This is a genomic window from Sphingomonas sp. MJ1 (PH-R8) (genome assembly GCF_048058635.1).
Lineage (GTDB): Bacteria > Pseudomonadota > Alphaproteobacteria > Sphingomonadales > Sphingomonadaceae > Sphingomonas.
In genome coordinates, this window is record NZ_JBBEFX010000001.1 from 241,976 (window position 1) to 268,102 (window position 26,127).

General features: G+C 66.9%; 21 protein-coding genes and 1 pseudogene. 9 read left to right on the forward strand and 13 right to left on the reverse strand.

What is annotated here, in order from left to right:
- Positions 1-26 precede the first annotated feature (26 nt).
- The 6 genes from edd to VPH46_RS01160 form a co-directional block, all read right to left on the reverse strand.
- Entirely contained in the window at positions 27-1,847 is a 1,821-nt protein-coding gene (edd, locus tag VPH46_RS01135) for a phosphogluconate dehydratase (protein WP_416608150.1), read from the reverse strand.
- On the reverse strand, positions 1,844-2,551 hold the full coding sequence (pgl, locus tag VPH46_RS01140; protein WP_239434721.1) for a 6-phosphogluconolactonase: 708 nt from the start codon (positions 2,549-2,551) through the stop codon (positions 1,844-1,846). The genes edd and pgl overlap by 4 nt, the downstream gene beginning before the upstream one ends.
- 87 nt (positions 2,552-2,638) lie before the next feature.
- A complete protein-coding gene (zwf, locus tag VPH46_RS01145) occupies positions 2,639-4,096 on the reverse strand; it encodes a glucose-6-phosphate dehydrogenase (RefSeq protein ID WP_206432139.1) in 1,458 nt (485 codons plus the stop codon).
- 83 nt (positions 4,097-4,179) lie between these two features.
- A complete protein-coding gene (gene argC / locus VPH46_RS01150) occupies positions 4,180-5,106 on the reverse strand; it encodes an N-acetyl-gamma-glutamyl-phosphate reductase (protein ID WP_416608153.1) in 927 nt (308 codons plus the stop codon).
- Positions 5,103-6,008, reverse strand: coding sequence for a hypothetical protein (locus VPH46_RS01155; protein WP_416608155.1), 906 nt, complete (start codon positions 6,006-6,008; stop codon positions 5,103-5,105). Before VPH46_RS01155 ends, argC begins: the two co-directional genes overlap by 4 nt.
- Positions 5,938-6,264: a MarR family transcriptional regulator gene (locus VPH46_RS01160; RefSeq protein WP_125959725.1), complete on the reverse strand. Its 327-nt coding sequence runs from the start codon at positions 6,262-6,264 to the stop codon at positions 5,938-5,940. Before VPH46_RS01160 ends, VPH46_RS01155 begins: the two co-directional genes overlap by 71 nt.
- Positions 6,265-6,485: 221 nt before the next feature.
- Here VPH46_RS01160 and secG point away from each other — a divergent pair, with 221 nt between their 5' ends.
- Both secG and VPH46_RS01170 read left to right on the forward strand, forming a co-directional pair.
- Positions 6,486-6,854: a preprotein translocase subunit SecG gene (gene secG / locus VPH46_RS01165; RefSeq protein ID WP_416608156.1), complete on the forward strand. Its 369-nt coding sequence runs from the start codon at positions 6,486-6,488 to the stop codon at positions 6,852-6,854.
- 94 nt (positions 6,855-6,948) lie between these two features.
- The gene (locus VPH46_RS01170; RefSeq protein WP_416608158.1) at positions 6,949-8,580 is read left to right on the forward strand and encodes a CTP synthase; all 1,632 of its coding nucleotides are present in this window, start codon (positions 6,949-6,951) and stop codon (positions 8,578-8,580) included.
- 115 nt (positions 8,581-8,695) lie between these two features.
- On the opposite strand, the gene VPH46_RS01175 is transcribed toward VPH46_RS01170, so the two are convergent.
- Positions 8,696-9,181 carry an Hsp20 family protein gene (locus tag VPH46_RS01175; RefSeq protein ID WP_416608160.1) on the reverse strand — a complete coding sequence of 162 codons (486 nt, stop codon included), beginning with the start codon at positions 9,179-9,181 and terminating at the stop codon, positions 8,696-8,698.
- A gap of 452 nt (positions 9,182-9,633) precedes the next feature.
- On the opposite strand from VPH46_RS01175, the gene VPH46_RS01180 reads away from it, so the two are divergent.
- The 3 genes and pseudogenes from VPH46_RS01180 to VPH46_RS01190 all read left to right on the forward strand — a co-directional run bounded on the left by VPH46_RS01180 (position 9,634) and on the right by VPH46_RS01190 (position 12,049).
- On the forward strand, positions 9,634-10,884 hold the full coding sequence (locus VPH46_RS01180; protein WP_125959588.1) for a lipoprotein-releasing ABC transporter permease subunit: 1,251 nt from the start codon (positions 9,634-9,636) through the stop codon (positions 10,882-10,884).
- Positions 10,877-11,551: an ABC transporter ATP-binding protein gene (locus VPH46_RS01185; RefSeq protein ID WP_416608162.1), complete on the forward strand. Its 675-nt coding sequence runs from the start codon at positions 10,877-10,879 to the stop codon at positions 11,549-11,551. Before VPH46_RS01180 ends, VPH46_RS01185 begins: the two co-directional genes overlap by 8 nt.
- 13 nt (positions 11,552-11,564) lie before the next feature.
- Positions 11,565-12,049 (forward strand): annotated as a pseudogene (locus VPH46_RS01190) (glutathione peroxidase).
- A 4-nt stretch (positions 12,050-12,053) separates the two neighbouring features.
- Here the strand turns inward: VPH46_RS01190 and VPH46_RS01195 are convergent.
- The gene (locus tag VPH46_RS01195) at positions 12,054-12,638 is read right to left on the reverse strand and encodes an HdeD family acid-resistance protein (RefSeq protein ID WP_416608164.1); all 585 of its coding nucleotides are present in this window, start codon (positions 12,636-12,638) and stop codon (positions 12,054-12,056) included.
- A gap of 101 nt (positions 12,639-12,739) precedes the next feature.
- On the opposite strand from VPH46_RS01195, the gene dnaE reads away from it, so the two are divergent.
- Positions 12,740-16,255, forward strand: coding sequence for a DNA polymerase III subunit alpha (dnaE, locus tag VPH46_RS01200; protein ID WP_416608166.1), 3,516 nt, complete (start codon positions 12,740-12,742; stop codon positions 16,253-16,255).
- 3 nt (positions 16,256-16,258) lie between these two features.
- Here the strand turns inward: dnaE and VPH46_RS01205 are convergent, their stop codons facing one another.
- The 5 genes from VPH46_RS01205 to VPH46_RS01225 are packed head-to-tail and all read right to left on the reverse strand — an operon-like array spanning position 16,259 to position 21,891.
- Entirely contained in the window at positions 16,259-17,695 is a 1,437-nt protein-coding gene (locus VPH46_RS01205) for a M48 family metalloprotease (protein WP_416608168.1), read from the reverse strand.
- Positions 17,696-17,750: 55 nt separating this feature from the next.
- Positions 17,751-18,818 (reverse strand): PA0069 family radical SAM protein, encoded by a 1,068-nt coding sequence (locus tag VPH46_RS01210; protein ID WP_416608170.1) that lies wholly within the window; start codon positions 18,816-18,818, stop codon positions 17,751-17,753.
- 46 nt (positions 18,819-18,864) lie between these two features.
- Entirely contained in the window at positions 18,865-19,392 is a 528-nt protein-coding gene (gene moaB, locus VPH46_RS01215) for a molybdenum cofactor biosynthesis protein B (RefSeq protein ID WP_416608172.1), read from the reverse strand.
- Positions 19,382-21,127, reverse strand: coding sequence for a lytic transglycosylase domain-containing protein (locus VPH46_RS01220; protein ID WP_416608341.1), 1,746 nt, complete (start codon positions 21,125-21,127; stop codon positions 19,382-19,384). The genes moaB and VPH46_RS01220 overlap by 11 nt, the downstream gene beginning before the upstream one ends.
- A 29-nt stretch (positions 21,128-21,156) precedes the next feature.
- Positions 21,157-21,891: a uracil-DNA glycosylase family protein gene (locus tag VPH46_RS01225; protein ID WP_416608174.1), complete on the reverse strand. Its 735-nt coding sequence runs from the start codon at positions 21,889-21,891 to the stop codon at positions 21,157-21,159.
- Between the two features lie 117 nt (positions 21,892-22,008).
- Between VPH46_RS01225 and VPH46_RS01230 the strand changes: the two genes are divergently transcribed.
- From VPH46_RS01230 to VPH46_RS01240, 3 genes are read left to right on the forward strand one after another with little or no spacing between them, the layout of a single operon-like run.
- Positions 22,009-23,670 carry a 4Fe-4S dicluster domain-containing protein gene (locus tag VPH46_RS01230; protein ID WP_416608176.1) on the forward strand — a complete coding sequence of 554 codons (1,662 nt, stop codon included), beginning with the start codon at positions 22,009-22,011 and terminating at the stop codon, positions 23,668-23,670.
- Entirely contained in the window at positions 23,639-25,288 is a 1,650-nt protein-coding gene (locus VPH46_RS01235) for a tetratricopeptide repeat protein (protein ID WP_416608178.1), read from the forward strand. The genes VPH46_RS01230 and VPH46_RS01235 overlap by 32 nt, the downstream gene beginning before the upstream one ends.
- Complete coding sequence (locus VPH46_RS01240) at positions 25,285-26,115, forward strand: 4-(cytidine 5'-diphospho)-2-C-methyl-D-erythritol kinase (RefSeq protein WP_416608180.1); 831 nt, start codon at positions 25,285-25,287, stop codon at positions 26,113-26,115. The genes VPH46_RS01235 and VPH46_RS01240 overlap by 4 nt, the downstream gene beginning before the upstream one ends.
- Positions 26,116-26,127: the final 12 nt, after the last annotated feature.

Here is a 26,127-nt window from a genome sequence, read left to right on the forward strand (position 1 = left end):
TGTGCCCGGTTCCCCGCGGGTCGTTTTTAAAAGCCCGCCATCGCAAGCATTGCCGAGGCGCCGGCCTCGGCCTCGCTGGCGCCGTGGCGCATCAACGCGAACAGCTCGCGGCCGGTGCCGTCCGCAACCGCTGGTGCCGGCGCCGGTTCGCGTGCCTCCCACTCCGCCGGATCCACCAGCGCGGTGAGCACTCCTGCTTCGGCATCGAGGCGGACGATGTCGCCATCCCGCACCTTGCCGATCGGACCGCCGCCCAAAGCCTCGGGCGACAGGTGGATCGCGCACGGCACCTTGCCGCTTGCGCCCGACATGCGGCCGTCGGTGACGAGCGCGACGCGGAAGCCGCGGTTCTGGAGCACGCCGAGCGGCGGGGTCAGCTTGTGGAGTTCGGGCATGCCATTGGCGCGCGGACCCTGGTGGCGGACGACCACCACCACGTCGCGGTCGAGCTCGCCGGCCTTGAACGCTTCCTGCACCTGCGCCTGGTCGGAGAAGACCCGGGCGGGCGCCTCGATGATCCAGCGGTCCCGCTCCACCGCCGACACCTTGATGCAAGCGCGGCCGAGATTGCCCTGGAGGATGCGGAACCCGCCTTCCGGCGAGAAGGGCGCGTCGACGGTGCGGACGATCGCCTCGTCCCCCGAGCGCTCCCCATGCTTGCGCCAGACGAGCGTGTCGGCCTCGACCTCGGCCTTGCGGCCGTAGGCGGACATGCCGTCCTTTGCGATCGTCATCACGTCGCCGTGCAGCAGGCCTGCGCCCAGCAGTTCGCGGATCACGAAGCTGGGGCCGCCGGCATCCTCGAACATGTTCACGTCCGCGGCGCCGTTCGGATAGACGCGCGCAAGCAGCGGCACGGTCTTCGACAGGCGATCGAAATCCTCCCAATCCAGCACGATGCCGGCGCAGCGTGCGATGGCGGGCAGGTGGATCAGGTGGTTGGTGGAGCCGCCGGTCGCCAGCAGGACAATGGCCGCGTTGACGATCGCCCTTTCATCGACGCAGCGGCCGAGCGGACGATAGTCCTCACCATCCCAGCCGATCTCCGCCAGGCGATGAACCGCGGCGCGCGTCAGTTCCTGGCGCAGCTTGGTGCCTGGATTGGCGAACGCGGCGCCAGGGACGTGCAGGCCCATGGCCTCCATCATCATCTGGTTGGAGTTGGCGGTGCCGTAGAAGGTGCAGGTGCCCTTGCCGTGATAGGCGGCGATTTCCGCGTCGAGCAGTTCCTCGCGCGTCGCCTTGCCCTCGGCATAGCGCTCACGCACTGCTGCCTTGTCCTTGTTGGCGAGACCGGACCGCATCGGGCCGCCCGGCACCATGACCATCGGGAGGTGACCGAAGCGCAGCGCCCCCATCAGCAGGCCCGGCACGATCTTGTCGCAGATGCCGAGCAATGCCGCGCCCTCGAACATGCCGTGGCTGAGGGCGATTGCCGTCGAAAGGGCGATCGTGTCGCGGCTGAACAGCGACAGTTCCATGCCCGGATAGCCCTGGGTCACGCCATCGCACATGGCCGGAACGCCGCCGGCGACCTGCGCGGTGATGCCCGCCTCGCGCGCCCAAACCTTCATCTGCTCGGGATAGCGGTAATAGGTGGCGTGCGCGGACAGCATGTCGTTGTAGGCGGTAACGATGCCCACGTTCATGTTCTTTGCCGGGCGCATGAAATCACGGTCTTCGTCCGTGCCCGCATAGCCGTGGGCGAGGTTCGCGCAGCCCAGCATCGGCCGGTCGACGCCGCTCTCGCGCTCCCGGTCGATCAGCGCCAGATAGGCTGCCCGCCGGTCGCGCGAGTTGGCGATGACGCGGTCGGTGACCGCCGCGATTTCGGAGTGCAGCGTCATGATTCGCTCCAGTGCACGTCGACCGGCAGTTCGACCTCGGACAGCACGCGCCCGATCGGCAGCGTCGAGCCGGCGCCCTCGCTGATCGCGCGCTCCAGCACCTCGCGCTTCTTCGCGCCGCTGATGGCGATCATCAGCGAGCGGGAGGAGGCGATGGCGGAATGGGAAAGGGTGACGCGAGCGACCGGCGCCTCTGGCGGCAGCGGGTCCGGCATGACGCCAAGCGCACGGCGCTCCTTCGGGCCCTGAAGCGCTTCGTCGAGATCGGGTCCAGGGAAGATGGAGGCGGTGTGCCCGTCCGTTCCCATGCCGAGAAGGCAGAGGTCGAGCGGCCAGTGGACGTCCTGAAGGCGGGCATCCGCTGCCCGGCCTGCCGCGCGATAATCGGCCGCCTTTTCGCTGGTCAGCGGCAGCACGCGTGCGCCCTTGGGCAGGAACACCTTGGCGATGCCCGTGACGTTCGACAGTTCATCGCCCATCGGCACGAGACGGTCGTCGGTCGGGACGATCGTCACGCGCTTCCAGTCGAGCTTGGCCTTTGCCAGCTTCTCGTAGATGGGCTGGGGCGTCTTGCCGCCCGGCAGCGCGATCACCGCCGCGCCACGGGCGTCGATCGCGCTTTCGATGATGAACTGCACGTCCCCGGCGACGGCGTCCGCCATCTCGGCTGCGTCGTCATATTCCCACCATTCAATCTCGGTCATTCGATCATCCTGCTTGCCGGCCGCCGGCGCAGGACCGGAGCTGGTCCTGCGCTCCTCTCCGAATCAACGGAGCGGGGCGGGGAAGGTTCACTCGTTCCACGTCACCCCGTCGCGCTCGGTCAGCGCGACGCTGGCAGTGGGGCCCCAGCTGCCCGAGGCATAGGGCTTGGGCTTCATGTCGTTCGCTTTCCAGCCCGCGCGGATCGCATCGATCCAGGCCCATTGCGCTTCGACCTCGTCCCGGCGCACGAACAGCGTCGGATCGCCCTCGATCAGATCGAGCAGCAGGCGCTCATAGGCGATGCGGCGACGGGTACTGGCGAAGGCGGTGGTGAGCGAGAGATCCAGCGGCACTTCCCGCAGGCGGATGCCCTCGCGGTCGAGTCCCGGCTCCTTCGCCATGACCAGCAGGCGAATATATTCCTCCGGCTGCAGGCGGATCACCAACGTGTTGGGCTGGAGCATGCCGCCGCGCTCGGCGAAGATCGAGTGAGGCACCGGCTTGAACTGGATGGAGATCTCCGACTGGCGGGCTGCCAGCCGCTTCCCCGTACGCATGTAGAAGGGCACCCCCTGCCAGCGCCAGCTGTCCACATGCGCCTTCACCGCGACAAAGGTCTCGGTGTTGGAGGGCTTTTCGAGCTCGTCCACATAGCCGCGGACGATTTCCCCGTTCACGGCGCCGTCGCGATACTGGCCGATGACCGTTTCCGACTGGACCTCGGCCGGTCCGATCGGCCGGAGCGACCGCAACACCTTCACCTTCTCGTCGCGAATTGCGGTGCCGTCGAAACGGGCCGGCGGCTCCATCGCGATCAGCGCGAGCAGCTGTAGCATGTGGTTCTGGACCATGTCCCGCAGCGCGCCGACATCGTCATAATATCCGGCGCGACCTTCGAGACCGACGGTCTCCGAGACCGTGATTTGGACGTGGTCGATGCCGCGGGCGTTCCAGATCGGCTCGAACATGGCGTTGCCGAAGCGCAGCGCCAGGATGTTCTGGACGGTTTCCTTGCCGAGATAATGGTCGATCCGGAAGGTGCGATCCTCGGGGAAAGCCTCGGCGACGATGTCGTTGATCTCGCGGCTCGACTTGAGGTCGTTGCCGAGCGGCTTCTCAAGCCCGATCCGCACGTTGGAGCCGGCGAGGCCTGCCGATTCGAGCCCCTTGATCGTGGGGGCGAACAGCCACGGGGCGGTGGACAGGAAGATCGCGAGCCCGCCGGAGATGTCACCCAGCTTCTCGGCGAGGCCGGCGAAGCCTTCGACCTGGGATGCGTCCATCGCATGATAGTGCAGGCGGTCGAGAAAGCCTGCGACGGCCGCCTCGTCCTGCCGGTCCGCCGGGAGATGCTCGTCCAGTGCCGTCTTGGCGAACGCGCGGTACCCGGCGTCGTCATGGTCGTGACGTGCGGTGCCCGTGATGGTGAGCCCCTCCGGGAGCAGCCCGTCGGCATGGAGGCCGTACAGCGAAGGCAGCAACATGCGCTGCGCCAGGTCGCCCGTGGCCCCGAACAGCAGCAGCTTGCCGACCGGCTGTCTCATATACACTCCCTTATTCTAGCTCCGGGCCTGCGATAGCCAGCCCGCCGCGGCGCGCAACCCGCAGGATCGCCAAACGGCTGCGCTTAGAGGACCAGTCCAGCGGCAGGATCGAACCCGGCCATGATGTTGAGGTTCTGCACCGCGGCTCCTGCCGCCCCCTTGCCGAGGTTGTCCAGCGTGGCGACGAGCCGCAACTGGCCAGTCACGGCATTGCCGAAGACGCGCACGGTCAGCCGGTCCGATCCGGCATTTTCTTCGATCGATACGGTCGGCGCCTCCGCGGAGCCGACACGCACGACGGGAGAGCCACGGTAGGCGTCTTGGAGCGCACTCTCGATCGCTGGGAGCGTGGGGCGGGGCGTCATCGCATGGAGCGGCAGCGGAACCTCCACCACCATGCCGCGATAGGTGTTCGCGACGGCGGGGGTGAAGATCGGCGGATGCGCGAGTCGTGCGTGGCGCTGCATCTCGGCGACGTGCTTGTGGCCGAGCGCCATTGCATAGGCGCGGAACGCCGGCGGGTTCGGCTGCTGATACTCCTCGATCATCGATCGACCGCCGCCGGAAAAGCCGGAGACGGCATTCACGCTGACGGGCCAGTCGTGCGGAATGAGGCCGGCCCGGACGAGCGGGCGTACCAGCGCAAGTAAACCGGTGGGATAGCAGCCCGGGTTCGCCACCCGTGCGGCTTCGGCGATCAGGGCAGGCTGGGCAGGTTCCAGTTCCGCCATTCCATAGACCCAGCCTTCGGCCGTTCGATGCGCGGTCGAGGCGTCGATCACGCGCGTGCGATCGTTTTCAATCAGCGACACGGCCTCGCGAGCAGCGTCGTCGGGCAGGCAGAGGATGACGAAATCGGCGTCGTTCAGCGCTTCCCGCCGCGCGACCGGATCCTTGCGCCGACTGTCGTCGAGCGTGACCAGCGTGATTTCAGGCCGGCCAGCCAGTCGTTCGCGGATCTCGAGACCGGTGGTGCCGGCGGCACCATCGATGAAGATGGTCGCGGTCAAGGCTGCCGCCTCCGGACAATAGGACCATGGGCGGCGATCAACGCCGCAATGGGTGCCCGTCCAACGCCCGTCGGGTCGACATGAACGGCGTTCTGCGCATCCACCACGACTGCCGCATCGTCCTGGAAGAAGAGAATCTGGCCCCGCACGAAGGGCGCGGTCTCGGCCAGGTTCATCCCCATCTCCGTCGACTGGAGATCCAGGAAGCGGGGCGCTTCGATCCCGGCAAGCTGAAGGGAGAGAAAGACCAGCCCCGCGGCGTCGAGGCCGGCCCCGGAGCGGCCACCAGGACGCGCTGGAGCGCCCACCAGGCGCTCGGCTGCCGCCGCGATGTCCAGGGAAAGAGCGTCGAGCGGCAGCAGCGCGTCGGCGTCGATATAGCCGCCGTCCACTTCGAAGGCCGATTCGCCGGAACGGAGCGCAGCCACGCAGCTCCCCATCACCAACTCGCCGACGCTGTTGCTGTCGAGCGACGGCAACGCCCGAACCTTGGCGCTTCGCACGGCGACAATGTGGGTCGGCGCCCAAAATGCGGTGAAGGCGTCCGCGTCGACGAAGCCAACGCTCCCGTCGACCGGCGATACGCCCCAGATATGGTTGCCAGAGAATTCCAGCGCATCGAAGGGTTCGCCCGCAAGCACTTCCGAACGCACGCTTTCCAAGACACCGGCCTGCGCCAGAACCGGTGTGCTGCGGCCCGCGGTGCGCGGCACCGACAGGGCGTAATGCGGCGCGAACACGCGCGTTGCGAGGCGGATGTCGGCTAGGTCGCGGCGCGCGGCATCGATGCGCGCGTCCAGGATCGAAGAGCGTCCCGCGAGCGAAAACCGGCTACGCGGTTGCCCTTCGGGCAACGAGCTCGCTGACTCGATCGTCCGCGAGGAAATGCCCGAACTCTGCAAGAAAATCTGCCCCTTCGCTGGTTTGTGCGACGAAGATGTTGCGTTTGTCCGCCTCGTCGCGCTGACGGCGCAGATAGCCGAGGGTGCCCAGCCTGTTCAAGGCGCGCGTGACGACCGGCTTCGACACGTTCAATGCCCGCGCCAAGCCGCGCACCGTATGCGGGCCCGGCTCGAGATAGACAAGCAGCATCAGCGCCATCTGGCGATTGGTCAGGTCGGGTTCACCGGACCGGACGTAATCGACCAGTCCGCGCATCCACCTCCCGAGCGAGTTCTCGGAGAACGGTTTCACGTTTTCTCCCATGACGTTATGCTTCGTCCGCGCTGGAGCTGACCGGGAGATGAACGCCCTTGGGAGGGGCAAGTTTCCCGACGCTTGCGAAATGTTACGGGTGCGTCGATCCGTTCCGGTTGATCCCCCGCCTGCGCTCGCCTATGTCGCCGCCATCCCAGAAAAATTCGGATCGCTGTCCCGACATGTTCACCTTCCTGCTCGTCGTTCATGCCATCATCGCTGCGCTCCTCGTGACGGTGATCCTGATGCAGCGTTCGGAAGGGGGCGGGCTGACCACGGGCGGTAGCCCGTCGGGCCTGATGTCGGCACGCGGCGCGGCCGATTTTCTCACGCGCTCCACCGCGATCCTGGCGGGGCTGTTTATTGCGATGAGCATCCTGCTCGCCGTGCTGGCGGCTACGCGGCACGATGCGATCGACACCTCGCTCGCCCGCCCGACGGCACCTGCGGCCGCTCCCGCGGCACCGATCGCTCCGGCGGATGCAGGCGCGCCCGCGAACCTCGCGGCTCCGGCTCCGGCCGAGAACGGCGCGGTTCCGATCGCCCGCTAACCTTCTTTTTTCAAACCATCCGTCGCTTTTGTTGAGCGCGCGAGGCATCGCGCGCTTGCGCAGCACGGCTGCTACACGTTAGGCGTTTCCTCCCATGGCGCGGTATATTTTCATCACCGGCGGCGTGGTATCGTCGCTCGGCAAAGGACTCATGGCAGCCAGCCTCGCGGCGCTGCTTCAGGCGCGGGGCTACAAGGTCCGCATCCGCAAGTTCGATCCGTATCTGAACGTCGATCCCGGCACGATGTCGCCCTATCAGCACGGCGAAGTCTATGTGACCGATGACGGCGCGGAGACCGACCTCGATCTTGGTCACTATGAACGCTTTACGGGCGTCGCGGCGCATCAGTCGGACAACGTCACTTCGGGCCGGATCTATCAGCAGATCATCGCGCGCGAGCGGCGTGGCGACTATCTGGGCGCCACCGTCCAGGTGATCCCGCATGTGACCGATGCGATCAAAGCGTTCGCGCAGGCGGACACCGACGATCTGGACTTCGTGCTCTGCGAAATCGGCGGCACCGTCGGCGACATCGAGTCGCTGCCGTTCATCGAGGCGATCCGTCAACTCAAGAACGAACTCGGCCGCGGCCAGTCGATCAGCGTCCATGTGACGCTGGTGCCCTATATCTCCGCAGCCGGCGAGCTGAAGACCAAGCCGACCCAGCATTCGGTTCGCGAACTCGCGGCGCTCGGCGTCCAGCCGGACGTGCTGGTCTGCCGGTGCGAGCAGCCGCTGCCGGAGGGCGAGCGCGCCAAGATCGCGCTGTTCTGTAATGTCCGCAAGGAAGCGGTCATTCCGGCGCTCGACGCGTCGAGCATCTATGCGGTGCCGCTGCAGTATCACGGCGAAGGGCTCGACTCCGAGGTCTTGCGCGCCTTCGGCATCGAGCCGGGCGAACCGCCCAGGCTCGACCGCTGGTCGAACATTGTCGAGCGACTGTCGAACCCCGAAGGCGAAGTGACGGTCGGCGTGGTGGGCAAGTACGTGGGGCTCCCTGACGCGTACAAGTCGCTGCACGAGGCGCTGGTCCACGGCGGCATCGCCAACCGGGTAAAGGTCAACGTCCGCTGGCTCGACGCCGAGCTGTTCGAGCGCGACGAGGAGACGATCGCCAGCCAGCTCGAACCGATGCACGCGATTCTGGTGCCGGGCGGCTTCGGCGAGCGCGGGTCCGAGGGCAAGATCGCCTCCGTCCGCTTCGCACGCGAACGCGCGGTGCCGTTCTTCGGGATCTGTCTCGGCATGCAGATGGCGTGCGTCGAGGCAGCGCGGGAGCAGGGTATCGCCAAGGCATCGACCACCGAGTTCGGGGCGACCGAGGAGCCGGTGGTGGGTCTGATCACCGAGTGGATGTCGGAGAAAGGCCTGGAGAAGCGCGAGGCCGGCGGCGATCTTGGCGGCACGATGCGGCTCGGCGCCTATCCGGCGAAGCTTGCCGGCAACAGCGTCGTCGCGTCGATCTACGGCAGCACCGACATCAGCGAGCGGCACCGTCACCGCTATGAGGTGAACACGCATTATCGTGACGTGCTGGAGCGGGGTGGCCTGGTGGTGTCAGGCACCTCGCCCGACGAGACGCTTCCCGAGATCGTCGAGCGGCCGGATCACCCCTGGTTCGTGGGCGTCCAGTTCCACCCGGAGCTCAAGTCGAAGCCGTTCGATCCGCACCCGCTGTTCGCGAGCTTCATCGAGGCCGCAGTTCGGCAGTCGCGGCTCGTCTGAGCGGAAAGGGCTGGCATCGCGCCAGCCCCGGACATGCAAAGGGCGCCCGGGCCATCGCCCGAGCGCCCCTGCTTCGGCGCGCAAGGGAGCGACGCGCCTTAGTCGGTAAACTGGATCAGGCGGCCTGTGCCTCCTGATGGTCGTCGGCCGGACGATGCTCCACGGCCGGAGCCGCACCGGTCGAGACCGCAATCTTGCGCGGCTTCATGGCTTCCGGAACCTCGCGAACCAACTCGATCACGAGCAGGCCGTCAGCGAGATTGGCGCTTTCCACCCGCACGAAGTCGGCGAGTTCGAAGCGACGCTCGAAGCTGCGGTTGGCGATGCCAAGGTGCAGGAATGCACTGCGCTGTGCATCCGTCTCGGCAGCCTTCTTGCCGGTCACCAGCAGCATGTTCTGCTGTGCGGTGATATCGATCTCCTCGGACTTGAAGCCGGCGACCGCGAGTGTGATGCGATAGCGGTCCTCAGCCAGGCGCTCGAGATTGAACGGCGGGTAATTCTCCGACGAAGCCTGCCGGGCCGAAGCCTCCAGCATGTCGAAAAGGCGATCGAAGCCGATCGTCGAACGGCGGTAGGGGGTGAAATCGAACTGGCGCATGCAAATCCTCCATTGAGCAAGTTGCTTGTCTGGGACGCCGGCATCTGCCCGGCTCCCGAGCGACCCCGAAGGCATCGCTCATCAGAGGATTTGGTGAACGGCATTGGCCTTTCAAGAGGACCGGCGGAACCCGAAACGACAAACGCTCGGACCGTTTCCGATCCGAGCGCCTGCGTGACGATCGCTCGTCAGCCCCCTTGTCAGCTTCCTGCCCGCGCGCTGCTTCCCCTTAAGGACAGCGGGGCTTGAAAGCCTCCCCGAACCACGGCCTGTTTGCCTGCGTTTCGTGGGGACTTGCTACGTCGCGCGCCGGACCTTGTCACCAGCCTGCGCCGCTCTCCCAAGAGAATCGCTTAACCGTGTGTTCATTCGGCAACAGGGCAGATTGCCTCTCTCCGCCACGCCACCTACAGGCGTGCTCATCTGTTTCTCTTGCGAGACCTGCCCAGCCGATGCTCCTGTCCAGCTACGAGCGCATGATCGCCCGACGCTACCTCCTGCCCGGAAGGGGGGAGGCGTTCATCGCCCTCGTCGCCGGGATCAGCCTGATCGCCGTGATGCTGGGCGTTGCCGCCCTGGTGATCGTGATGAGCGTGATGAACGGCTTTCGAGCGGAGCTGTTCGACAAGATCGTGGGATTGAACGGCCACGCGGTGGTGCAAGGCTACAACGGCGTGCTGCGGGACTGGCGGCAGGTCCTGGACGACGCGCGCAAGACGCCCGGCGTGACTTCGGCGACCCCGCTGATCGAGCAGCCGCTGTTCGCGACGCTGGAAGGCAGGTCCGATTTCGTGCTGGTGCGCGGCATGGAGGTGCCGGACATCCTGGGCAATCCCACGATCCGCGACAATGTGAAGGCCGGATCGCTCACTTCGCTCGTGCCGAACAGCGGAACGGTCGCGATCGGGTCGCGCCTGGCGGAATCCCTGGGTGCGTCGGTGGGGAGCGACATCTCGATCATCAACCCGCAAGGCCCGGCGACGCCCTTCGGCACCGCGCTCCGGATGGTGAGCTATCGGGTCGGAGCGATCGTCGAAGTCGGCGTCTACGACTATGACAAGGCGTTCGTCATCATGCCGATGGAGGATGCGCAGACCCTGTTGATGCTTGGCGACGGCGTGAACATGGTCGAGATCAACACCAACGATGCCGACCGCGTCGAGCGCATCTTGGCGCCCCTGGCGGACAAGGTAGGTGCGCGCGGACGACTGGTCGACTGGCGTCAGCTCAACTCGCAGCTGTTCGAGGCGCTCGCGGTCGATCGCATCGTCACCTTCACCGTGCTGTCGATCATCATCCTCGTTGCCGTGTTCAACATCCTGTCGTCGCTGATCATGCTGGTGCGCGCCAAGACACGCGACATCGCGATCCTGCGGACGATGGGGGCAAGCAGGGCGAGCCTGCTGCGGATCTTCATGACGGTCGGCACCACCGTGGGGGCACTCGGCGTCGGGGCAGGGCTCGTACTCGGTTTCGTGTTCCTCCACTTCCGCCAGAGCGTGGTCGGGTTCATCGGGCTGGTGACGGGCCAGAACATCTGGGACCCGACCGTCCGCTTCCTGACCACGTTGCCGTCGAAGGTCGATCCGGTGGAAATCACCGCCATCTCCGTCGTCGCGCTGCTGCTGGCTTTCCTCGCCACGCTGTATCCGGCCCTGAAGGCCGCCAACACCGATCCCGTGCAGGTGCTCCGTTATGACTGATCCCGTCCTGCAGACCCAGGAACTGCGCCGCAGCTTCACCCAGGGCGAACAGACGATCCACGTGCTGCGCGGCGTCGACCTGCTGGTCCAGCCCGGCGAGATCGTCGCGCTGCTCGGGCCGTCGGGTTCGGGCAAGTCGACCCTGCTCCAGGCGGTCGGCCTGCTCGAGGGCGGGTTCGAGGGATCGATCCGGATCGGCGGCGTCGAGGCGGCGCGTCTGGACAGCGCCGGACGCACGGCGATGCGGCGGGAGCGGCTGGGCTTCATCTACCAGTTCCATCACCTGCTGCCGGACTTCAACGCGGTGGAGAACGTGGTGCTGCCGCAGTTGATTGCAGGAAGCGATCGACCGAACGCCGAGGCGCGTGCGCAGGCGCTGCTGACGGCATTGGGGCTTGGCCATCGACTTGGGCATCGCCCCAGCCAGTTGTCCGGCGGCGAACAGCAGCGGGTGGCGGTGGCGCGTGCCCTGGCCACGCAGCCGGCGCTGGTGCTCGCGGATGAGCCTACCGGCAACCTGGACGAGGCGACGGCCGATGTGGTCCTGGCCGAGTTCCTGCGCCTGGTGCGCCATGAGGGGTCCGCCGCGCTGATCGCCACGCACAACGAGCGCCTCGCCCAGCGTATGGATCGTGTCGTGCGCCTACACGAAGGCAAGCTGGACTGAGCAGGAGCCACCGATGACCACGATCACCGATCTTCCCGTCACGCGTTCGGACGGCAGTGTCGGCACGCTCGTCGACCATGCAGGCGAGGTCCTGCTGATCGTCAACGTTGCGTCGAAGTGCGGTTTCACGCCGCAGTACGAGGGGCTTGAGGCGCTGCAGCGGCGGTATGCGCACCAGGGCTTTTCGGTGCTGGGTTCCCCTGCAATCAATTCGGCGCCCAAGAGCCGGGCGACGCTGCCGAAATCGCGAGCTTCTGCTCGCTGACCTATGGTGTGACCTTCCCCTTGTACGCGAAGATCGACGTCAACGGGGAGAATGCAGCACCGCTTTTCCGCGCTCTCGCGGCCGAGGCCCCCGGCTTGCTTGGCAGCAAGTCGATCAAGTGGAACTTCACCAAGTTCCTGGTGGATCGCTCCGGTAAGGTGGTGGCGCGCTATGCTCCCACTACCAAGCCAGAGGCGATCGCCGCGGATATCGAGCGTCTGCTCGGCGCCTGATCGTTCAGCGGGGTACGTCGAAGGCGGGTGCTCCGGCGCGGTGGCTGATCGCGCTCGCGATCGCCGTGATGCCGCCGAGCAGGAAGCTGAAGCCGAGGATGTAGCCGGGCAGGGTCAGTGCCGAAAACGGCACGGTCGCCAGGATCAGGATGGCCAGCACCAGATTGACCGCGCCGAGGACCAGCATCAGCCCGCGGAGCCGCCGGAGCTTTAGGCCCCAGCGGATTTCCATCAGCCCGCGTACCGCAAGCCAGATCGCGACCAGCAGGGTCAGGGAGATCGCGCCGGCTACGGGGCGGAACATCAGCATCAGGCCCACGATGACCGATAAGATGCCGTAGGCGATCGAATAGCCGCGGACGTCATGTCCTCTCCCCGCGAAGCCTGCAATGATCGCGAGGACGCCGGAGATCAGGAAGAAGCTTCCGACCACGATCGTGACCGCGACGGTGGCGGAGAAGGGCCAGGCGAAGGCGAGCAGCCCTAAAACGGCAGAGGCGATCCCATAGAGGAGGATCCAGCCCCATCCGGCGCCTGTGCCGGAAAAGGCGGTAAACGGATCCTGGGAGGAAGTTCGAAAATCGGCCATCGCGCAACTCCCGTTCAGTTCGGACCAGAACGGCGGGTTACCGCGGACGTTCCACGGTCGGCGCGCTGGAAGAATCACGCGATCTGGGCTAGGCGTCCGGCATGCCGCATTCCGGGTTCGTACCACTTCGCACCTTTTCCTCCTTCACCATGCTAGAAGGCGCGATCGATCCCAAGGTGATCGCGAAGAAGGCTGCCAAGCTGGGGTTTCCCGCGATCGCCCTGAGCGACCGTAACGGCCTCTACGCGGCGATGGCTTTTTCGGACGCCTGCAAGGCCGAGGGCGTGCAGCCGATCATTGGCACCCTTCTCAGCGTTGCGCGCCCGGTGCCGGAGGGGGTGGAGCCGCCGCTCGACTGGCTGGCACTCTATGCGCAGGACATGCGCGGCTACGAAAATCTCTGCGCGCTGGTGTCGAAGGCGCATCTCGATCGCCCGGTCGAGATCCCGGCGCATGTGCCACTCTCGGCGCTTGAAGGGTGCACCGATGGCCTGCTGGCGTTGACCGCGGGCGGCGAAGGGGCGCTCGCCCGTCTCTTCGCGGACGGGCAGGAGACAGCGGCCTTTGCCTATGCGGACAAGCTGGAGGCGCTGTTCCCCGGCCGGCTCTATGTGGAGCTTTGCCGGCGGAACGAGGAGATCGAGCAACGCGCAGAGGCGGCGCTGCTCGATCTGGCTTACGATCGTAGCCTTCCGCTGGTCGCCACCAACCCCTGCTGCTTCGCGGATCCCGATTTCCACGAAGCGCACGACGCGATGCTCTGCATTGCGAGTTCCAGCTATGTCGCGAGCGAGGATCGCCAGCGGAGTTCTCCCGATCTCTGGATGAAGCCCGCGGACACGATGCGGGCCCTGTTCGAGGACCTGCCGGAGGCGATCGCGAACACGCTGGTGGTGGCGCAGCGCTGCGCCGTGGCTGCCCCGAAGCGCAAGCCGATCCTCCCCAGCCTTGCCGGTGATCGCGAAGGCGAGGCGACGCGGCTGCGCGAAGACGCCTTTGCCGGGCTCGTGGCGCGGCTTCGCAAGATTGTGGAACTGGAAGACGGGGAAGGGACGGAGCTCGACGAATCCGCCTTGCGTGCGCGCTTCCCGGAGTATTTCGAACGTCTGGAGTTCGAGGTCGGCATCATCATCCAGATGGGCTTCCCCGGCTACTTCCTGATCGTTGCCGACTTCATCAAATGGGCCAAGGACCACGACATCCCCGTAGGCCCGGGCCGTGGTTCGGGCGCAGGCTCCGCGGTCGCCTGGGCGCTCACCATCACCGACCTCGACCCCATCAAGCTCGGCTTGCTGTTCGAACGCTTCCTCAACCCGGAACGCGTGTCGATGCCCGACTTCGACATCGACTTCTGCGAAACCCGGCGTGGCGAGGTGATCCGCTACGTCCAAGGCAAGTACGGCCGCGATCAGGTGGCGCAGATCATCACCTTCGGTAAGCTGAAGGCGCGCGCCGTGTTGAAGGACACCGGCCGCGTGCTGCAGATGAGCTATGGCCAGGTCGATCGGCTCGCCAAGCTGGTGCCGAACCACCCAACCGATCCGTGGACGCTCGAACGCGCGATCAACGGCGTCAGCGAGCTGGCGCACCAGTATGAGCGGGAGGACGATGTCCGCCGCCTGCTCGACCTCGCGATGCGGCTTGAAGGCCTGCCACGCCACAGCTCCACCCACGCCGCCGGCGTGGTGATCGGCGACCGGCCGCTGGCCGAGTTGGTGCCGCTGTACCGTGACCCCCGCTCCGACATGCCGGTCACCCAGTTCGACATGAAATATGTCGAGGGGGCGGGGCTGGTGAAGTTCGACTTCCTCGGCCTGAAGACGCTGTCGGTACTGAAGAAGGGCGTGCAGCTTCTCGCCAAGCGCGGGGTCACCGTCGATCTGGACAGCCTGCCGTGGGATGACGAGGGCGTCTATGCACTCCTCCAGCGCGGTGAAACGGTCGGCGTGTTCCAGCTGGAATCCGAAGGCATGCGCCGCACGCTGACGGCGGTGCGGCCGACCAATTTCGGCGACATCATCGCGCTCGTGTCGCTCTATCGGCCGGGTCCGATGGACAACATCCCGAGCTTCGGCGCGCGCAAAGCGGGCCGCGAGGAGATCGTCTATCCGCACGACCTGCTCGAACCGATCCTGAAGGAGACCTACGGGATCTTCGTCTATCAGGAACAGGTGATGCAGGCCGCTCAGATCCTGGCCGGCTACAGCCTGGGCGGCGCCGACATGCTGCGCCGCGCGATGGGCAAGAAGGTGCAGGCGGAGATGGACGCGCAGCGCTCGATCTTTGTCGAGGGCTGCGCCAAGGTGAACAACATCCCCGAGGCGAAGGCCAACGAGCTGTTCGACTTGATCGACAAGTTCGCCGGCTATGGCTTCAACAAATCGCACGCGGCCGCCTATGCGCTGCTCGCCTACCAGACCGCCTGGCTGAAGGCGCATTACCCGCACGAGTTCTTCGCCGCGTCGATGTGCTTCGACATGGCACAGACCGACAAGCTGGCCATCTTCGTCGACGACATGAAGCGGCTCGGCATCGCCTGCCTGGGGCCCGACCTCAATGCGAGCGAGGCGGAGTTCGACGTGCAGCCGCACGGCGACGGACTGGCGGTTCGCTATGCCCTCGCGGCGCTCAAGGGCGTGGGCGAGCGGGCGATGGAGCTTTTGGTCGAGGAGCGCCGCGCGAACGGTCCTTTCAAGACGCTGGACGATTTCGCCCATCGCGCGGACCCGCGGCTGCTCAACAAGCGCCAGCTGGAAACGCTCGCTTCCGCCGGTGCCTTCGACAGCATCGTGCCCGATCGCGCCGCGGTGGCAGGCGCTGCCGAGATCGTCCTGGGCGTCGCGGCGCGGACGCAGGAGAACAAGCTGAGCGGCCAAGGCGGCTTGTTCGGCATCGGCGGCGGCGCGGCCGAGCCGGCGATCCGACTGCCCGATGCGCACTGGTCGATGACGCAGGCTATCTCGGCAGAGCGCGAGGCGTTCGGCTTCTACTTCTCTGCCCATCCGCTCGACCGCTATGCGCATCTCGCAAAGGTCCATGGCGCGCGCAGCATCGCGGCGCTCGCCGACACGCCGGTGCCGGAGGGCGGTCGTTCGGGGGCTACGGTCGCCGCATTGGTCGAGGATGCACGCTGGCGTACGTCCGCGCGCGGCAAGCGGTACATGATGGCGACCCTGTCGGACGCGAGCGGCCAGTGCATCGCCACCTGCTTCGAGGATGCCGCCGCCGATGCGCTGGAGGAAGCCAGCAAGCTCGGCGGGTGCGGGCTCATGACGCTCGAACTGGATCGTCGTCCCGGCGACGAAAGCGCACGCGTGACGGTGAAGGCGGTGAAGCCGTTCGAGGCTTTGGCAAACAGCGTCCGACTGACCCTCGAACTCAAGGTCGAGGACTCCACGGCGCTCCCGGCGCTGGCCGCCCTATTGGCCGGGCATCGGGGTGCGCGCGGCGAGGTTTGGGCCGAAGTCGCCGCAGCCGGCGAGACCACGGCGCATCTGCTGCTGGGGCGCGACTATCTGCTCGACGGGGAGCTCACCAGCCGCGTCGAGCGCCTGCCGGGGATCACCTCCGCCAACCTGCGCGCGGCCGACTCGAAGCGGCTGGCGGCCGTCGCCTGAAGCTCAGCCGGCGACGACCAGCTTGACCAGCCGGCCGGGCGTGAGCGTGGGCGTGTCCTCAAGACCGTTGAGGGTAACGAACCGCTCCCGCTGATAGCTCGGATAGGCCATCTGGCGCGCGAGGCTGTCGATCGTATCGCCGGCTTTCACCGTCACGATGCGGATCCTCTTTCCCTTGATCGCGGCGGCTGCCTGCGGGGAAAGTTGCGCAACGCTGGACACCATGCTCGCAAAGGCGCCCAGGCGATTGCCCGAGGGCGTCACCACGAGGAAGTAGTAGGTCGCCGACGGGAAGCGATACGCCACGACCGTCGCATCCACCGCACGGCCGTTGCTAGTGGCGGAGACGGTGCCCTGCACCATCTGAAGCCCGTTCACCTCGCTGGTCCGCAGTTCGACACCGGACGTATCCCGAGCGCCAAGTTCCCCCAGGCGCGCTCGCACGAAGCCGGGCAGGTCGCTGGTGGCGGCCGCGGCCCGGAACTGTGCTTGTCCGCCGGTTCCCGCGACTGTCACCGCGTCGGTGCCGTTGTCGATCTTGTAGCCTGCCGGGGCGGTAAACTGCAGCCGCAGCTGCGGATGGCGGAAGGTCTGGCCGTCGATGATCCCCTGTGCCGGATTGTCGTCATAGGGAAGTCCATCGAGCATTCGCAGGAACGCGGTGTCCTGGACGTTCGAAGCGGGTGCGGCGCGCATCTGCTGCGCAAGCTGGCGGGCGCGGGCGACACGATCTTCGCCGTTCGGATGGGTGCTCGCCCAGGTCGGCACCGCATCGGCCTGCCGTCCCTCGATCCGCGCGGCGAGCGTCTGGTCATCGTTCAGCTGGCGAAGCATCGCCGACATACCATAGGGGTCATAGCCCGCAGCGGTGGCGTAGCGGACGCCCAGGCCGTCCGCTTCATATTCCTGCGAGCGGCTGAACCCGAGGGTGTAGAGCTGCGTGCCAGTGCTGGCGATACGCCCCAGGACGTCGCTTCCGGTGAGCCAGCCTACGCCGGCCGACAGAAGCCCGCCCAGGGTCGCTCGCGTGTTACGTTTGTTGGAATGCCGCGCGGCAACATGCCCGACCTCATGGCCGAGCACCGCTGCGAGTTCCGCCTCGCTGTTCATCAAGGCGAGCAACTGGCGCGTGACATAGACATAGCCGCCGGGGATCGCGAACGCGTTCTCGACCGGCGAGTCGAGCAGGGTCACGGTAAAGTCGCCCTGCGCGTTCGAGAGGCCGGACTGGACGGCCACGCGCTTGCCGACCCGTTCGACGAACGCCGCCTGAGGCCCTGTATAGGCGCCGCCGAACTCCGACAGCAGCTGGGGATGGGCCTGCGCACCCTGAGCCTTGTCGGATCGGGAGATGGTGCGGGCTGTCTGTGCCGAGGCAGGAAGCGTCGGCGTCACGATCAGGGCGGTAGTAACCGCCGCGGCAATGCAGGTACGGGTCATGGCGTCTCCGGGGTGGAGAGCGCGCGGAGTCCCCGGCGGTTCCCTTACAGCCCGCTTAGTCGAACAGATCGCCCTGCGGTCCCCTCGGCCGGCGAAACCGGTCGCAGTTCAGCGGCGCACGCCCGCGTTCCAGTCCGTATCGGCGGATCGCGATGCGGAACCGGGTCCGCATCAACTCGGCCCAGGGACCCGAGCCCTGCATGCGCGTGAAGAAGTTCGGATCGTTGACCCGCCCTCCGCGTAAGGAGCGGATGATTGCCATCACCTTTTCGGCACGGTCTGGGAAATGCGTGTCGAGCCATGCGCGGAACAGCGGGGCGACCTCCCAGGGCAGACGGACGGGGAGAAAGAAGGCGCCGCATGCGCCCGCGGCCGCCGCCTGTTCCAGGATGCGCTCCAACTCTCCATCGGTGATGGCGGGGATCACCGGGGCTACGGAGACGGAGCAGGGAATTCCGGCTGCGGTCAGGGCGGCCACTGCGGCGAGCCGCTTGCCCGGGTGCGGCGCGCGGGGCTCCAGGGTGCGGGCGATCACAGGATCGAGCGACGTGATCGACATCGCGACGGAGACGAGGCCCTTCGTCGCCATCGGCTCTAGGAGATCCAGGTCGCGCACCACGCGGTCGGACTTGGTGGTGATGGTCAGCGGATGGTCGCACTCGGACAGCACCTCGATGCATGCTCGAGCGATCCGCCAGTCCGCTTCGATTGGCTGATAGGGATCGGTGTTGGTGCCGAAGGCGATCGGCCGGACATGGTAGCCGGGCTTCGAAAGCTCGCCCCGGAGCAGCGCAGGCGCATCCGGCTTGGCAAACAGCCGTGTCTCGAAGTCGATGCCTGGGGACAGATCATGAAAGGCATGGCTCGGTCGCGCGAAGCAGTAGATGCAGCCGTGTTCGCAGCCATTGTAGGGGTTCACCGAGCGATCGAAGCCGATGTCGGGCGACCGGTTGTAGCTGATGATCGTGCGGGGCGTGAGCAGGCCCACGCTGGTACGCACCGACGGCGGCGCGCCGTCGATCGCCTCGCGGGCATCCAGCCAGTCGCCATCCACCTCCCGCTCCGGCAGGTTGAAGCGGGTGCTGGTGCTGTTGATCGTTGCGCCACGGGCAGTGCGAGCCATGGCACAAGGAGAACATAAGTAGAACGCGGAATCAACCCCGCGCCAATCAACGCTCGCGCAGGCGGGGCATCAACTCGACGAAATTGCAGGGCGTGTGGCGGCTATCCAGTTGCGAGGCGAGAATGCCCTCCCAACCGTCGCGAACGGCTCCGGTGGAGCCGGGAAGGGCGAACACATAGGTGCCCCGCGAGACGCAGGCGCAGGCGCGCGACTGGACGGTCGACGTGCCGATCTTGGCATAGCTCAGCCAGCGAAAGAGCTCACCGAAACCGGGGATCATCTTGTCCGCGACGCGCTCCACGGCTTCGGGCGTGACGTCGCGCCCGGTTACACCTGTGCCGCCGGTCGTCAGGATGCAATCGATTGCGGGATCGTCGATCCATCCGTGCAACCGTCCTACGATTGCGGCGACATCGTCGGGAAGCAGCGCGCGATCGGCGAGCACATGACCGGCCTCGGTCAACAGCCCGACGAGAGTATCGCCTGACCGATCCTCCGCAAGCGTCCGCGTGTCCGAAACCGTGAGGACAGCGATGCGGACAGGGATGAACGCGCACTGGGAATCAATTCGCATGGGTGACGGACGAGCGGCCGTTGCTGCTGAGACGCACCGCACCGCCGCCCTTGGCTCCGGGGAACTTCGGCCACATGCCCTGCGCGAGCGCCGCGCGGCTGGCGGAGGTTTTCCCCTCCTGCTTTTCGTACATCCAGTAGTTGCGCAGCACCGACATCACATAGCCGCGCGTCTCCCAATAGGGGATCGACTCGATGTAGAGGAGCGGATCTCCGCCGTCGTGCGCCTGCAGGTCCCAGGCCTGCACCGGACTCGGCCCGGCGTTATAGGCGGCGATCACCTTGGGCAGCAGCCCGCCGGTCGCCTGCATGTCACGCAGCTTCTCGAGATAGCTTTGACCCACTTCGATGTTGGTCGAAGGACGGGCGAGGGCAGAGCGATCGATCGTCACGCCCTTGGCACGGCCGAAGTCGCTCGCGGCTGCCGGCATGATCTGCATCAGGCCAAAGGCGCCCGCGGGGCTCACCACCTGCGGGTTGAACTTCGACTCCTGCAAGGCGTGGGCATAGACCAGGGCCTTGTCCACACGCCAACCGCCGTCCGGCGTCCAGTCTGGTGCCGGGTAACGGGCCTCCAGGACGGGCTTCGCCCCGACCGGCGCATTATGCGAGAGCCAAAGCTGGGTCGCCGGCAGGTTCATGCTGCCCGCGACGCGCGTGAGCGCAGCATAGTCGCTGGCATCGCCGATCCTGGCCTGGTGCCGCAGAACCTGGTCGGCCAGTGCCGCTTCGCCGATCTCGGACAGGGCGGCCGCGACGCGGACGTTCGGGCGCCGTTCCAGTGCCTGCCAATCCGCCGTCACGCGCTCGGGGGACGACTTGCGGTCGACCATGCCCAGCGCCTGGCGAGCGAGCAGACCGTAATAGGTTTCGCCATATTGCGCGGCGCTTTGCAGGCGCGGCTGCACCAGGTCCGGGCGACCGCACGCGATGTCCGCCCGGGTCGCCCAGTAGAGGCCGGCGGAGCGCAGCTCGGTATCGGTGGCACGACGGGCGACATCGCCGAACGCCACCTGCGCCGCGGCGCAGTCCTTTTGCCGCCATGCGGCGAGGCCCTGCGTCCAGTCCGCCTGCGCGGCCCAGTCGCCTTGCCCCCTTTGTGCGAGCCGCGCGACCCGGCGGGCGTTGCCGTCGTCCCCGGCCACGAAATAGATCCAGGCGACGCGTTGCTGCCATTCCGTCAGCGCCTCAGGCGTGAGCTCGCTCGCGCGCTGATTGAGCAACGCCTCGGCCGCAGGGCCATCGTCGAGCTTGACGAACGGCTTCATGGCGATGGCGAGTTCGGCGGCCACCTGGTCGCTGCGGATCGCGCGCGTCCGGACGCGCGTCGGCGCACCATCGAACCAGGTCATGCGCTGCTGGCTGGGCAGCGCGGGGAGGGATGCCGCGCCGCGAAGCTGTGCAAGACGCGCGAGCTGCGGCGCCTCCGGGAGTTCGGGCGCTTCCGCCAGAAGCGCGAGCAAAGGCTCAAGCGCGACCTTGGGGGAATTGGGCGCAGTGTAAAGCTCGGCACGGGCAACGGCGTGCAGCGGGCCCGGCTTGAGCGCATCGAGCTGAAGCTGTGCATCGGCCCAGCGCGCATCCCGGATCGCTGCGAATACCGAGCGATAGGCTGTGCGCTCTTCGCTGCTCAACTGGCGAGGGACGCCCTCAAGAACGCCGTGTTTCGCGCTGCCCCGCGCAGGGACGCGACCCTCATCGAGATCGCTGGCGTTGGCGGCCACAGGAGCGGCCATCAACAAGGCGCCTACCGCAAGAGCGATTTTCACGCGTCGTTTTCCTCGATCAACAGCTGCAAGTCACGCCAGGCCTCCGCCTTGCACATCGGCCGCTCCAGCAGCACCCGCGGGTGGTAGGTGGCGACCGCCTTGCACGCCAGGTTGTCATCGCTAAGCACGTCCGAACAGTCGCCGTGCGCTCCAGCCTTCGAGCCGAGCACGGCGCGGCTTGCGATCTGCCCGAGCAGCAACAGCCGCCTGGGGCGGACGATTCCCACCAGGTGCCGGGCCATCGCCTCAAGTTCGGTGGCGCTTGCACGCGGCACCCGCCCCGCAAGCGGGGGGGCGACGCAGACGGAGGCGATCAGCGTCTGTTCCCGGGCCAGACCGATCGCCGCCAGCATTCGGTCGAGCAGGCGGCCTTCGGGGCCGGCAAGCAGGTGTCCGGCGCCGGCGTCCGTCTCTTCGGGAACGTCGGTCAGCACCATCAGCGCCGCAGTGGCCGGGTCCCCGCTCGGCGCAACGCGCGCCGGCGCCCATTTTGCGTCAGGTGCCTGATCCCCCATCCGGTAGGCGAGGAATTCCTCATAGGTGGCCGGATAGCCTGTGCTCGGCTCTGCCGCAGGTGCTGCCGCCGGAAGTGGAGCAGGTACCGGCAGCGCTTCTGGAACCAACCAATCGCGCGGCCGTTCTTCAACCAGCGTGTCGACACCAGCCTCAAGCCACCAATCCAGTGTGCTTGCCGCGATATTTCGCCAATCGAGATGCTGATCCGCCCCCATCACCCTATATAGGCCACCGGGTTGACGCCGCGGTCAATCTGAATGAATTCCGCTGCCGACAAGACGTTGCAGGTACGCGACGACACGGTGCCGCAGCGAGCGTGGGAGTAGGAGTGCATGAACGAGCGGGAATCAATGCCCTATGACGTCGTGATCGTCGGCGCGGGCCCCGCAGGTCTGTCGGCTGCGATCCGGCTGAAGCAGCTGGCCAACGAGGCCGGCCGCGAGATCGCGGTCTGCGTGCTGGAGAAGGGGTCCGAAGTCGGCGCCCACATCCTCTCGGGAGCGGTGATCGATCCGCGCGCGCTGGACGAGCTTTTGCCCGACTGGCGCGATCAGGGCTGCCCGCTCGCAGCGGTGCCGGTGACGGAGAACCATCACTGGATCCTGAACGCCACGGGCAAGACGGAAATGCCGCACTTCGCGCTGCCGCCGTTCATGTCGAACGAGGGGACTTATACCTGCTCGCTCGGCAGCCTGTGCCGCTGGCTGGCGGAACAGGCCGAGGGTCTCGGCGTCGAGATCTTTCCCGGCTTCGCCGCGGCCGAGGTGCTGTTCAACGAGGACGGATCGGTCAAGGGCGTCGCGACCGGCGACATGGGCGTCGCCCGCGACGGTACCCGCAAGCCGGACTGGCAGCCTGGATTGGAGCTCCACGCCAAATATACCTTCCTGGCAGAGGGCGTCCGTGGGCACCTCAGCAAGGAGCTGATCCGCATCTTCGACCTCGCGAAGGATGCGCAGCCGCAGGTCTATGGCATCGGCATCAAGGAGCTTTGGGACATTGCGCCCGAAAAGCATGTGCCGGGACGGGTGATCCACACGCAAGGCTGGCCACTGTCGGAAACCCGCGGCACCAACGGCGGCGGCTTTCTGTATCACCAGGCGAACGGGCAGGTAGCACTGGGCCTCGTCACCTGGCTCAACTACTCCAATCCCCATCTTTCGCCGTTCCACGAGATGCAGCGGTGGAAGACGCATCCGGAGATCGCCAAGATCCTGGAGGGCGGCAAGCGCGTGTCCTATGGCGCGCGCGCGATCAACGACGGCGGCTGGCAATCCGTACCCAAGCTGGTCTTCCCCGGCGGCGCCCTGATCGGCTGCTCCGCAGGCTTCGTGAACGTGCCCCGGATCAAGGGCACGCATACGGCGATGAAAACCGCGATGCTCGCGGCCGAGACCGCGTTCGATGCCATTGTGGCGGAACGCGCCGGCGACACGCTCGACGCATATCCCCGCGCCTATGAGGCGAGCTGGGTGTATGAGGAATTGCGCAAGGTCCGCAACGTGGTGCCGCTGGTCAAGAAGTTCGGCGACTTCGTCGGCTCGGGGCTCTCCGGCATCACCATGTGGGCCGAGCATTGGGGCATCCGCATGCCGTTCACGATGCGCCACCATCCGGATCACGAAAGCCTTTGGCGCAAGGATCAGGTCCAGCCGATCGCCTATCCGAAGCCGGACGGGAAGCTGACGTTCGACCGTCTTTCCTCGGTGTTCCTGTCGAACACCAACCATGAGGAGGATCAGCCGGTCCACCTCACGCTGCGCGATCCCGACATTCCGATCGATTACGACCTGCCGATGTTCGACGAGCCGGCGCAGCGTTATTGTCCCGCGGGGGTCTACGAGGTGGTGGAGACCGAGGGCGCCAAGCCGCGCTTCGTGATCAACGCCCAGAACTGCGTTCACTGCAAGACCTGCGACATCAAGGATCCCACGCAGAACATCAACTGGGTGGTACCTGAGGGTGGGGGAGGACCGAACTATCCCAACATGTAAGCGCCTGCTGCTGAGCGCCGTCGCTTCAGCGGGTGTTGCCGTTGCGTCGCCTGCCGCCGCTGCCGAGGAAAACCTGCCCGCCTATGTTCGTGCACGCGCGGCGGATGCAGACGGCGCGGTGGATGCGGCTGCACGCTATTACGCGCTTGCGCTCGCTGCCCGGCCCGGCAGCGAAGTGGTCGCAATCCGTGCGTATCGCGAGGGCCTGGCGAGCGGAGACCTAGCGCTTGCCCGCAAATCGCTGGCGGTGCTGACGCGTGCGGGGGTTGCGCCGCCGGATGCTGCCGTCCTCGAATTCGCGGATGCGGTGGTGGCTCGGCAGCCGGATCGTGCGTCTGGGGCAGTGCAGACGCTGGGCGAAGGTCCGCTCGACTTCCTGCAACCGGTGCTTGCCGCATGGCTTGCGCTCGATCGGGGCGACCCGGCAGCCGCACTGCAGTTCGCCTCGCGAGAAGGCGACGCCCTCGACCGCCGCTATGCGTCCGAGAACCACGCGCTGATCCTCCTTGCGAGCGGTAGCACGGCGGAGGGGCTGGTTGCGGTCCAAGCGCAACTCGGCACCCTGCAGGAGGACCAGCAGTTCCGGCAGGCCGCCGCTGCGCTGCTGGCGGGTAAGGGCAAGCAGGACGCCGCGCGGGTTTTGTTGGCGGGAGAGGATCCCGTGCTGGCCCTCTACCGCCAGCGGCTGGGGCGGGGCGCAAAGGGCGACGCCAGGTTCGGGAGCTCGCGCTTCCTGACACGCGTTGCCAAGGATCTCGCGTCTGAGGAAACCGCGTCCCTCGCGATCGCGCTCGCGCGTGCGGCCCTGGTCCTCGACCCGCGCTACGACGGGGCACGGATCGCACTCGCCGATGCGCTGTCGCTGGAGGGCGCCGATGCCAAGGCGCATCAGGCGCTGGCGGCGATCTCCGCCGGAAGCCCGTTTGCTCGCGAGGGGCGTGCCGCAGAGGCGGCCGTGCTGGCGCGCGCCGGCGAGGAGGATGCCGCCATCGCTGCAGCCACGGCGCTCTCCTCCGGCTCCGATAGCAGCGGGGAGGATGCACGCCGGCTCGGCGACCTGCTCACCGAGGAGGGGCGGTTCGGGGAGGCCGCTGCCGCTTATGCGACGGCGCTGGATCGGGAAGGGGAGCCGCCGGACTGGGCGTTGCTGCTCCAGCGGGGGGCGGCGCTGGAGCAGGCGGGACGGTGGGACGAGGCGCTGCCGGTCTTGCGCCGCGCCGTCGAGGTCGCGCCCGCAGAGCCGCTGGTCCTCAATTATCTCGGCTATGCACAGGTCGAGCGGAACGTGAACCTGCCTGCCGCCATCGCGATGCTCGAACAGGCCCGTCAGCTTGCCCCGGAGGATCTCAACATCGCGGATTCGTTGGGTTGGGCCTATTATCGACAGGGGAACGCGGCCCGGGCTCTGCCGCTGCTGGAGCAGGCAGCCCGTGCGAACGAGGTGAGCGGGACAGTGCAGGAACATCTGGGAGACGTGCTTTGGCGGCTCGGCCGCCGCTATGAAGCACGCTATGCGTGGTCCGCTGCCCGTCTGGACGCGGACTCGTCCAAGGATGCGCAATTGGCGGAGAAGCTCCTGCAAGGATTGCCCGCGGCATCGGCGTCGCCTCGCTCATGATCCACGAAGTGGCTCGCGCGAAGCTCAACCTCGCGCTTCATGTCCGGCACCGCCGTCCCGATGGCTATCACGCCTTGGAGACCCTGTTCGCGTTCGTGGAGGACGGCGACCGGCTGACCGTCGCCGACGCCGAGGCGGACAGCTTCGTCATCACCGGTCCTTTCGCAGGCACGCTCCAGGCGGAGGGCGACAATCTCGTCACGCGCGCCCGCGATCGTTTCCGCTTGGCCTTCGGTGATGATCGGCCATGTGCGATCCTGCTCGACAAGCGGCTTCCGGTCGCCTCCGGCATCGGCGGCGGATCGGCGGATGCGGCCGCGACGCTTCGGGCGCTCGCGACTAGCGCGGGGGTACGGCACGACGATCCGGACCTGCTCGCCTGTGCGGACTCGCTCGGATCGGACGTACCGGCGTGCCTGCTCAGCCGAACGGCGATCGGCCGGGGGCGCGGTGAGGATCTGGTGCCGGTGGACGGTCTCACCGGCATTCCTGCGTTGCTGGTGAACCCCGGCGTGGGTGTCTCCACGGCAGCGGTGTTCGGCCGTTGGGACGGTGTGGACCGCGGTCCGATCGGCAGGGGGGACCTGCTGGAGGTCGCCTGTTCCGGCCGCAATGACCTGGAGCCTCCGGCACGGTCGCTGGCACCTGCCATCGACGCCGTGCTCGCCCTTCTGGAGCGCCAGCCCCGCACCCGTTTGGTACGGATGTCGGGTTCGGGCGCGACTTGCTTCGCCTTGTTCGAGGACACCCTCGCCTGCGCTTCGGCAGCCGAGGCGGTCCGGGATGCCGAGCCCGCGTGGTGGTGTCTCGAAACGGCACTGATCTAGACGGGGAATCCC

What these genes read in the sequence shown, in the direction of transcription:
- VPH46_RS01205 (WP_416608168.1), bottom strand. Translation starts at nt 17,695, where the DNA reads ATGACCCGTACCTGCATTGCCGCGGCGGTTACTACCGCCCTGATCGTG.
- VPH46_RS01195 (WP_416608164.1), bottom strand. Translation starts at nt 12,638, where the DNA reads ATGGCCGATTTTCGAACTTCCTCCCAGGATCCGTTTACCGCCTTTTCC.
- moaB (WP_416608172.1), bottom strand. Translation starts at nt 19,392, where the DNA reads ATGCGAATTGATTCCCAGTGCGCGTTCATCCCTGTCCGCATCGCTGTC.
- VPH46_RS01160 (WP_125959725.1), bottom strand. Translation starts at nt 6,264, where the DNA reads ATGCGCGGACTGGTCGATTACGTCCGGTCCGGTGAACCCGACCTGACC.
- VPH46_RS01185 (WP_416608162.1), top strand. Translation starts at nt 10,877, where the DNA reads ATGACTGATCCCGTCCTGCAGACCCAGGAACTGCGCCGCAGCTTCACC.
- VPH46_RS01175 (WP_416608160.1), bottom strand. Translation starts at nt 9,181, where the DNA reads ATGCGCCAGTTCGATTTCACCCCCTACCGCCGTTCGACGATCGGCTTC.
- VPH46_RS01210 (WP_416608170.1), bottom strand. Translation starts at nt 18,818, where the DNA reads ATGGCTCGCACTGCCCGTGGCGCAACGATCAACAGCACCAGCACCCGC.
- VPH46_RS01225 (WP_416608174.1), bottom strand. Translation starts at nt 21,891, where the DNA reads ATGGGGGCGGATCAGCATCTCGATTGGCGAAATATCGCGGCAAGCACA.
- zwf (WP_206432139.1), bottom strand. Translation starts at nt 4,096, where the DNA reads ATGAGACAGCCGGTCGGCAAGCTGCTGCTGTTCGGGGCCACGGGCGAC.
- VPH46_RS01170 (WP_416608158.1), top strand. Translation starts at nt 6,949, where the DNA reads ATGGCGCGGTATATTTTCATCACCGGCGGCGTGGTATCGTCGCTCGGC.
- VPH46_RS01240 (WP_416608180.1), top strand. Translation starts at nt 25,285, where the DNA reads ATGATCCACGAAGTGGCTCGCGCGAAGCTCAACCTCGCGCTTCATGTC.
- edd (WP_416608150.1), bottom strand. Translation starts at nt 1,847, where the DNA reads ATGACGCTGCACTCCGAAATCGCGGCGGTCACCGACCGCGTCATCGCC.
- dnaE (WP_416608166.1), top strand. Translation starts at nt 12,740, where the DNA reads ATGCCGCATTCCGGGTTCGTACCACTTCGCACCTTTTCCTCCTTCACC.
- pgl (WP_239434721.1), bottom strand. Translation starts at nt 2,551, where the DNA reads ATGACCGAGATTGAATGGTGGGAATATGACGACGCAGCCGAGATGGCG.
- secG (WP_416608156.1), top strand. Translation starts at nt 6,486, where the DNA reads ATGTTCACCTTCCTGCTCGTCGTTCATGCCATCATCGCTGCGCTCCTC.
- VPH46_RS01230 (WP_416608176.1), top strand. Translation starts at nt 22,009, where the DNA reads ATGAACGAGCGGGAATCAATGCCCTATGACGTCGTGATCGTCGGCGCG.
- VPH46_RS01220 (WP_416608341.1), bottom strand. Translation starts at nt 21,127, where the DNA reads ATGGCCGCTCCTGTGGCCGCCAACGCCAGCGATCTCGATGAGGGTCGC.
- VPH46_RS01180 (WP_125959588.1), top strand. Translation starts at nt 9,634, where the DNA reads ATGCTCCTGTCCAGCTACGAGCGCATGATCGCCCGACGCTACCTCCTG.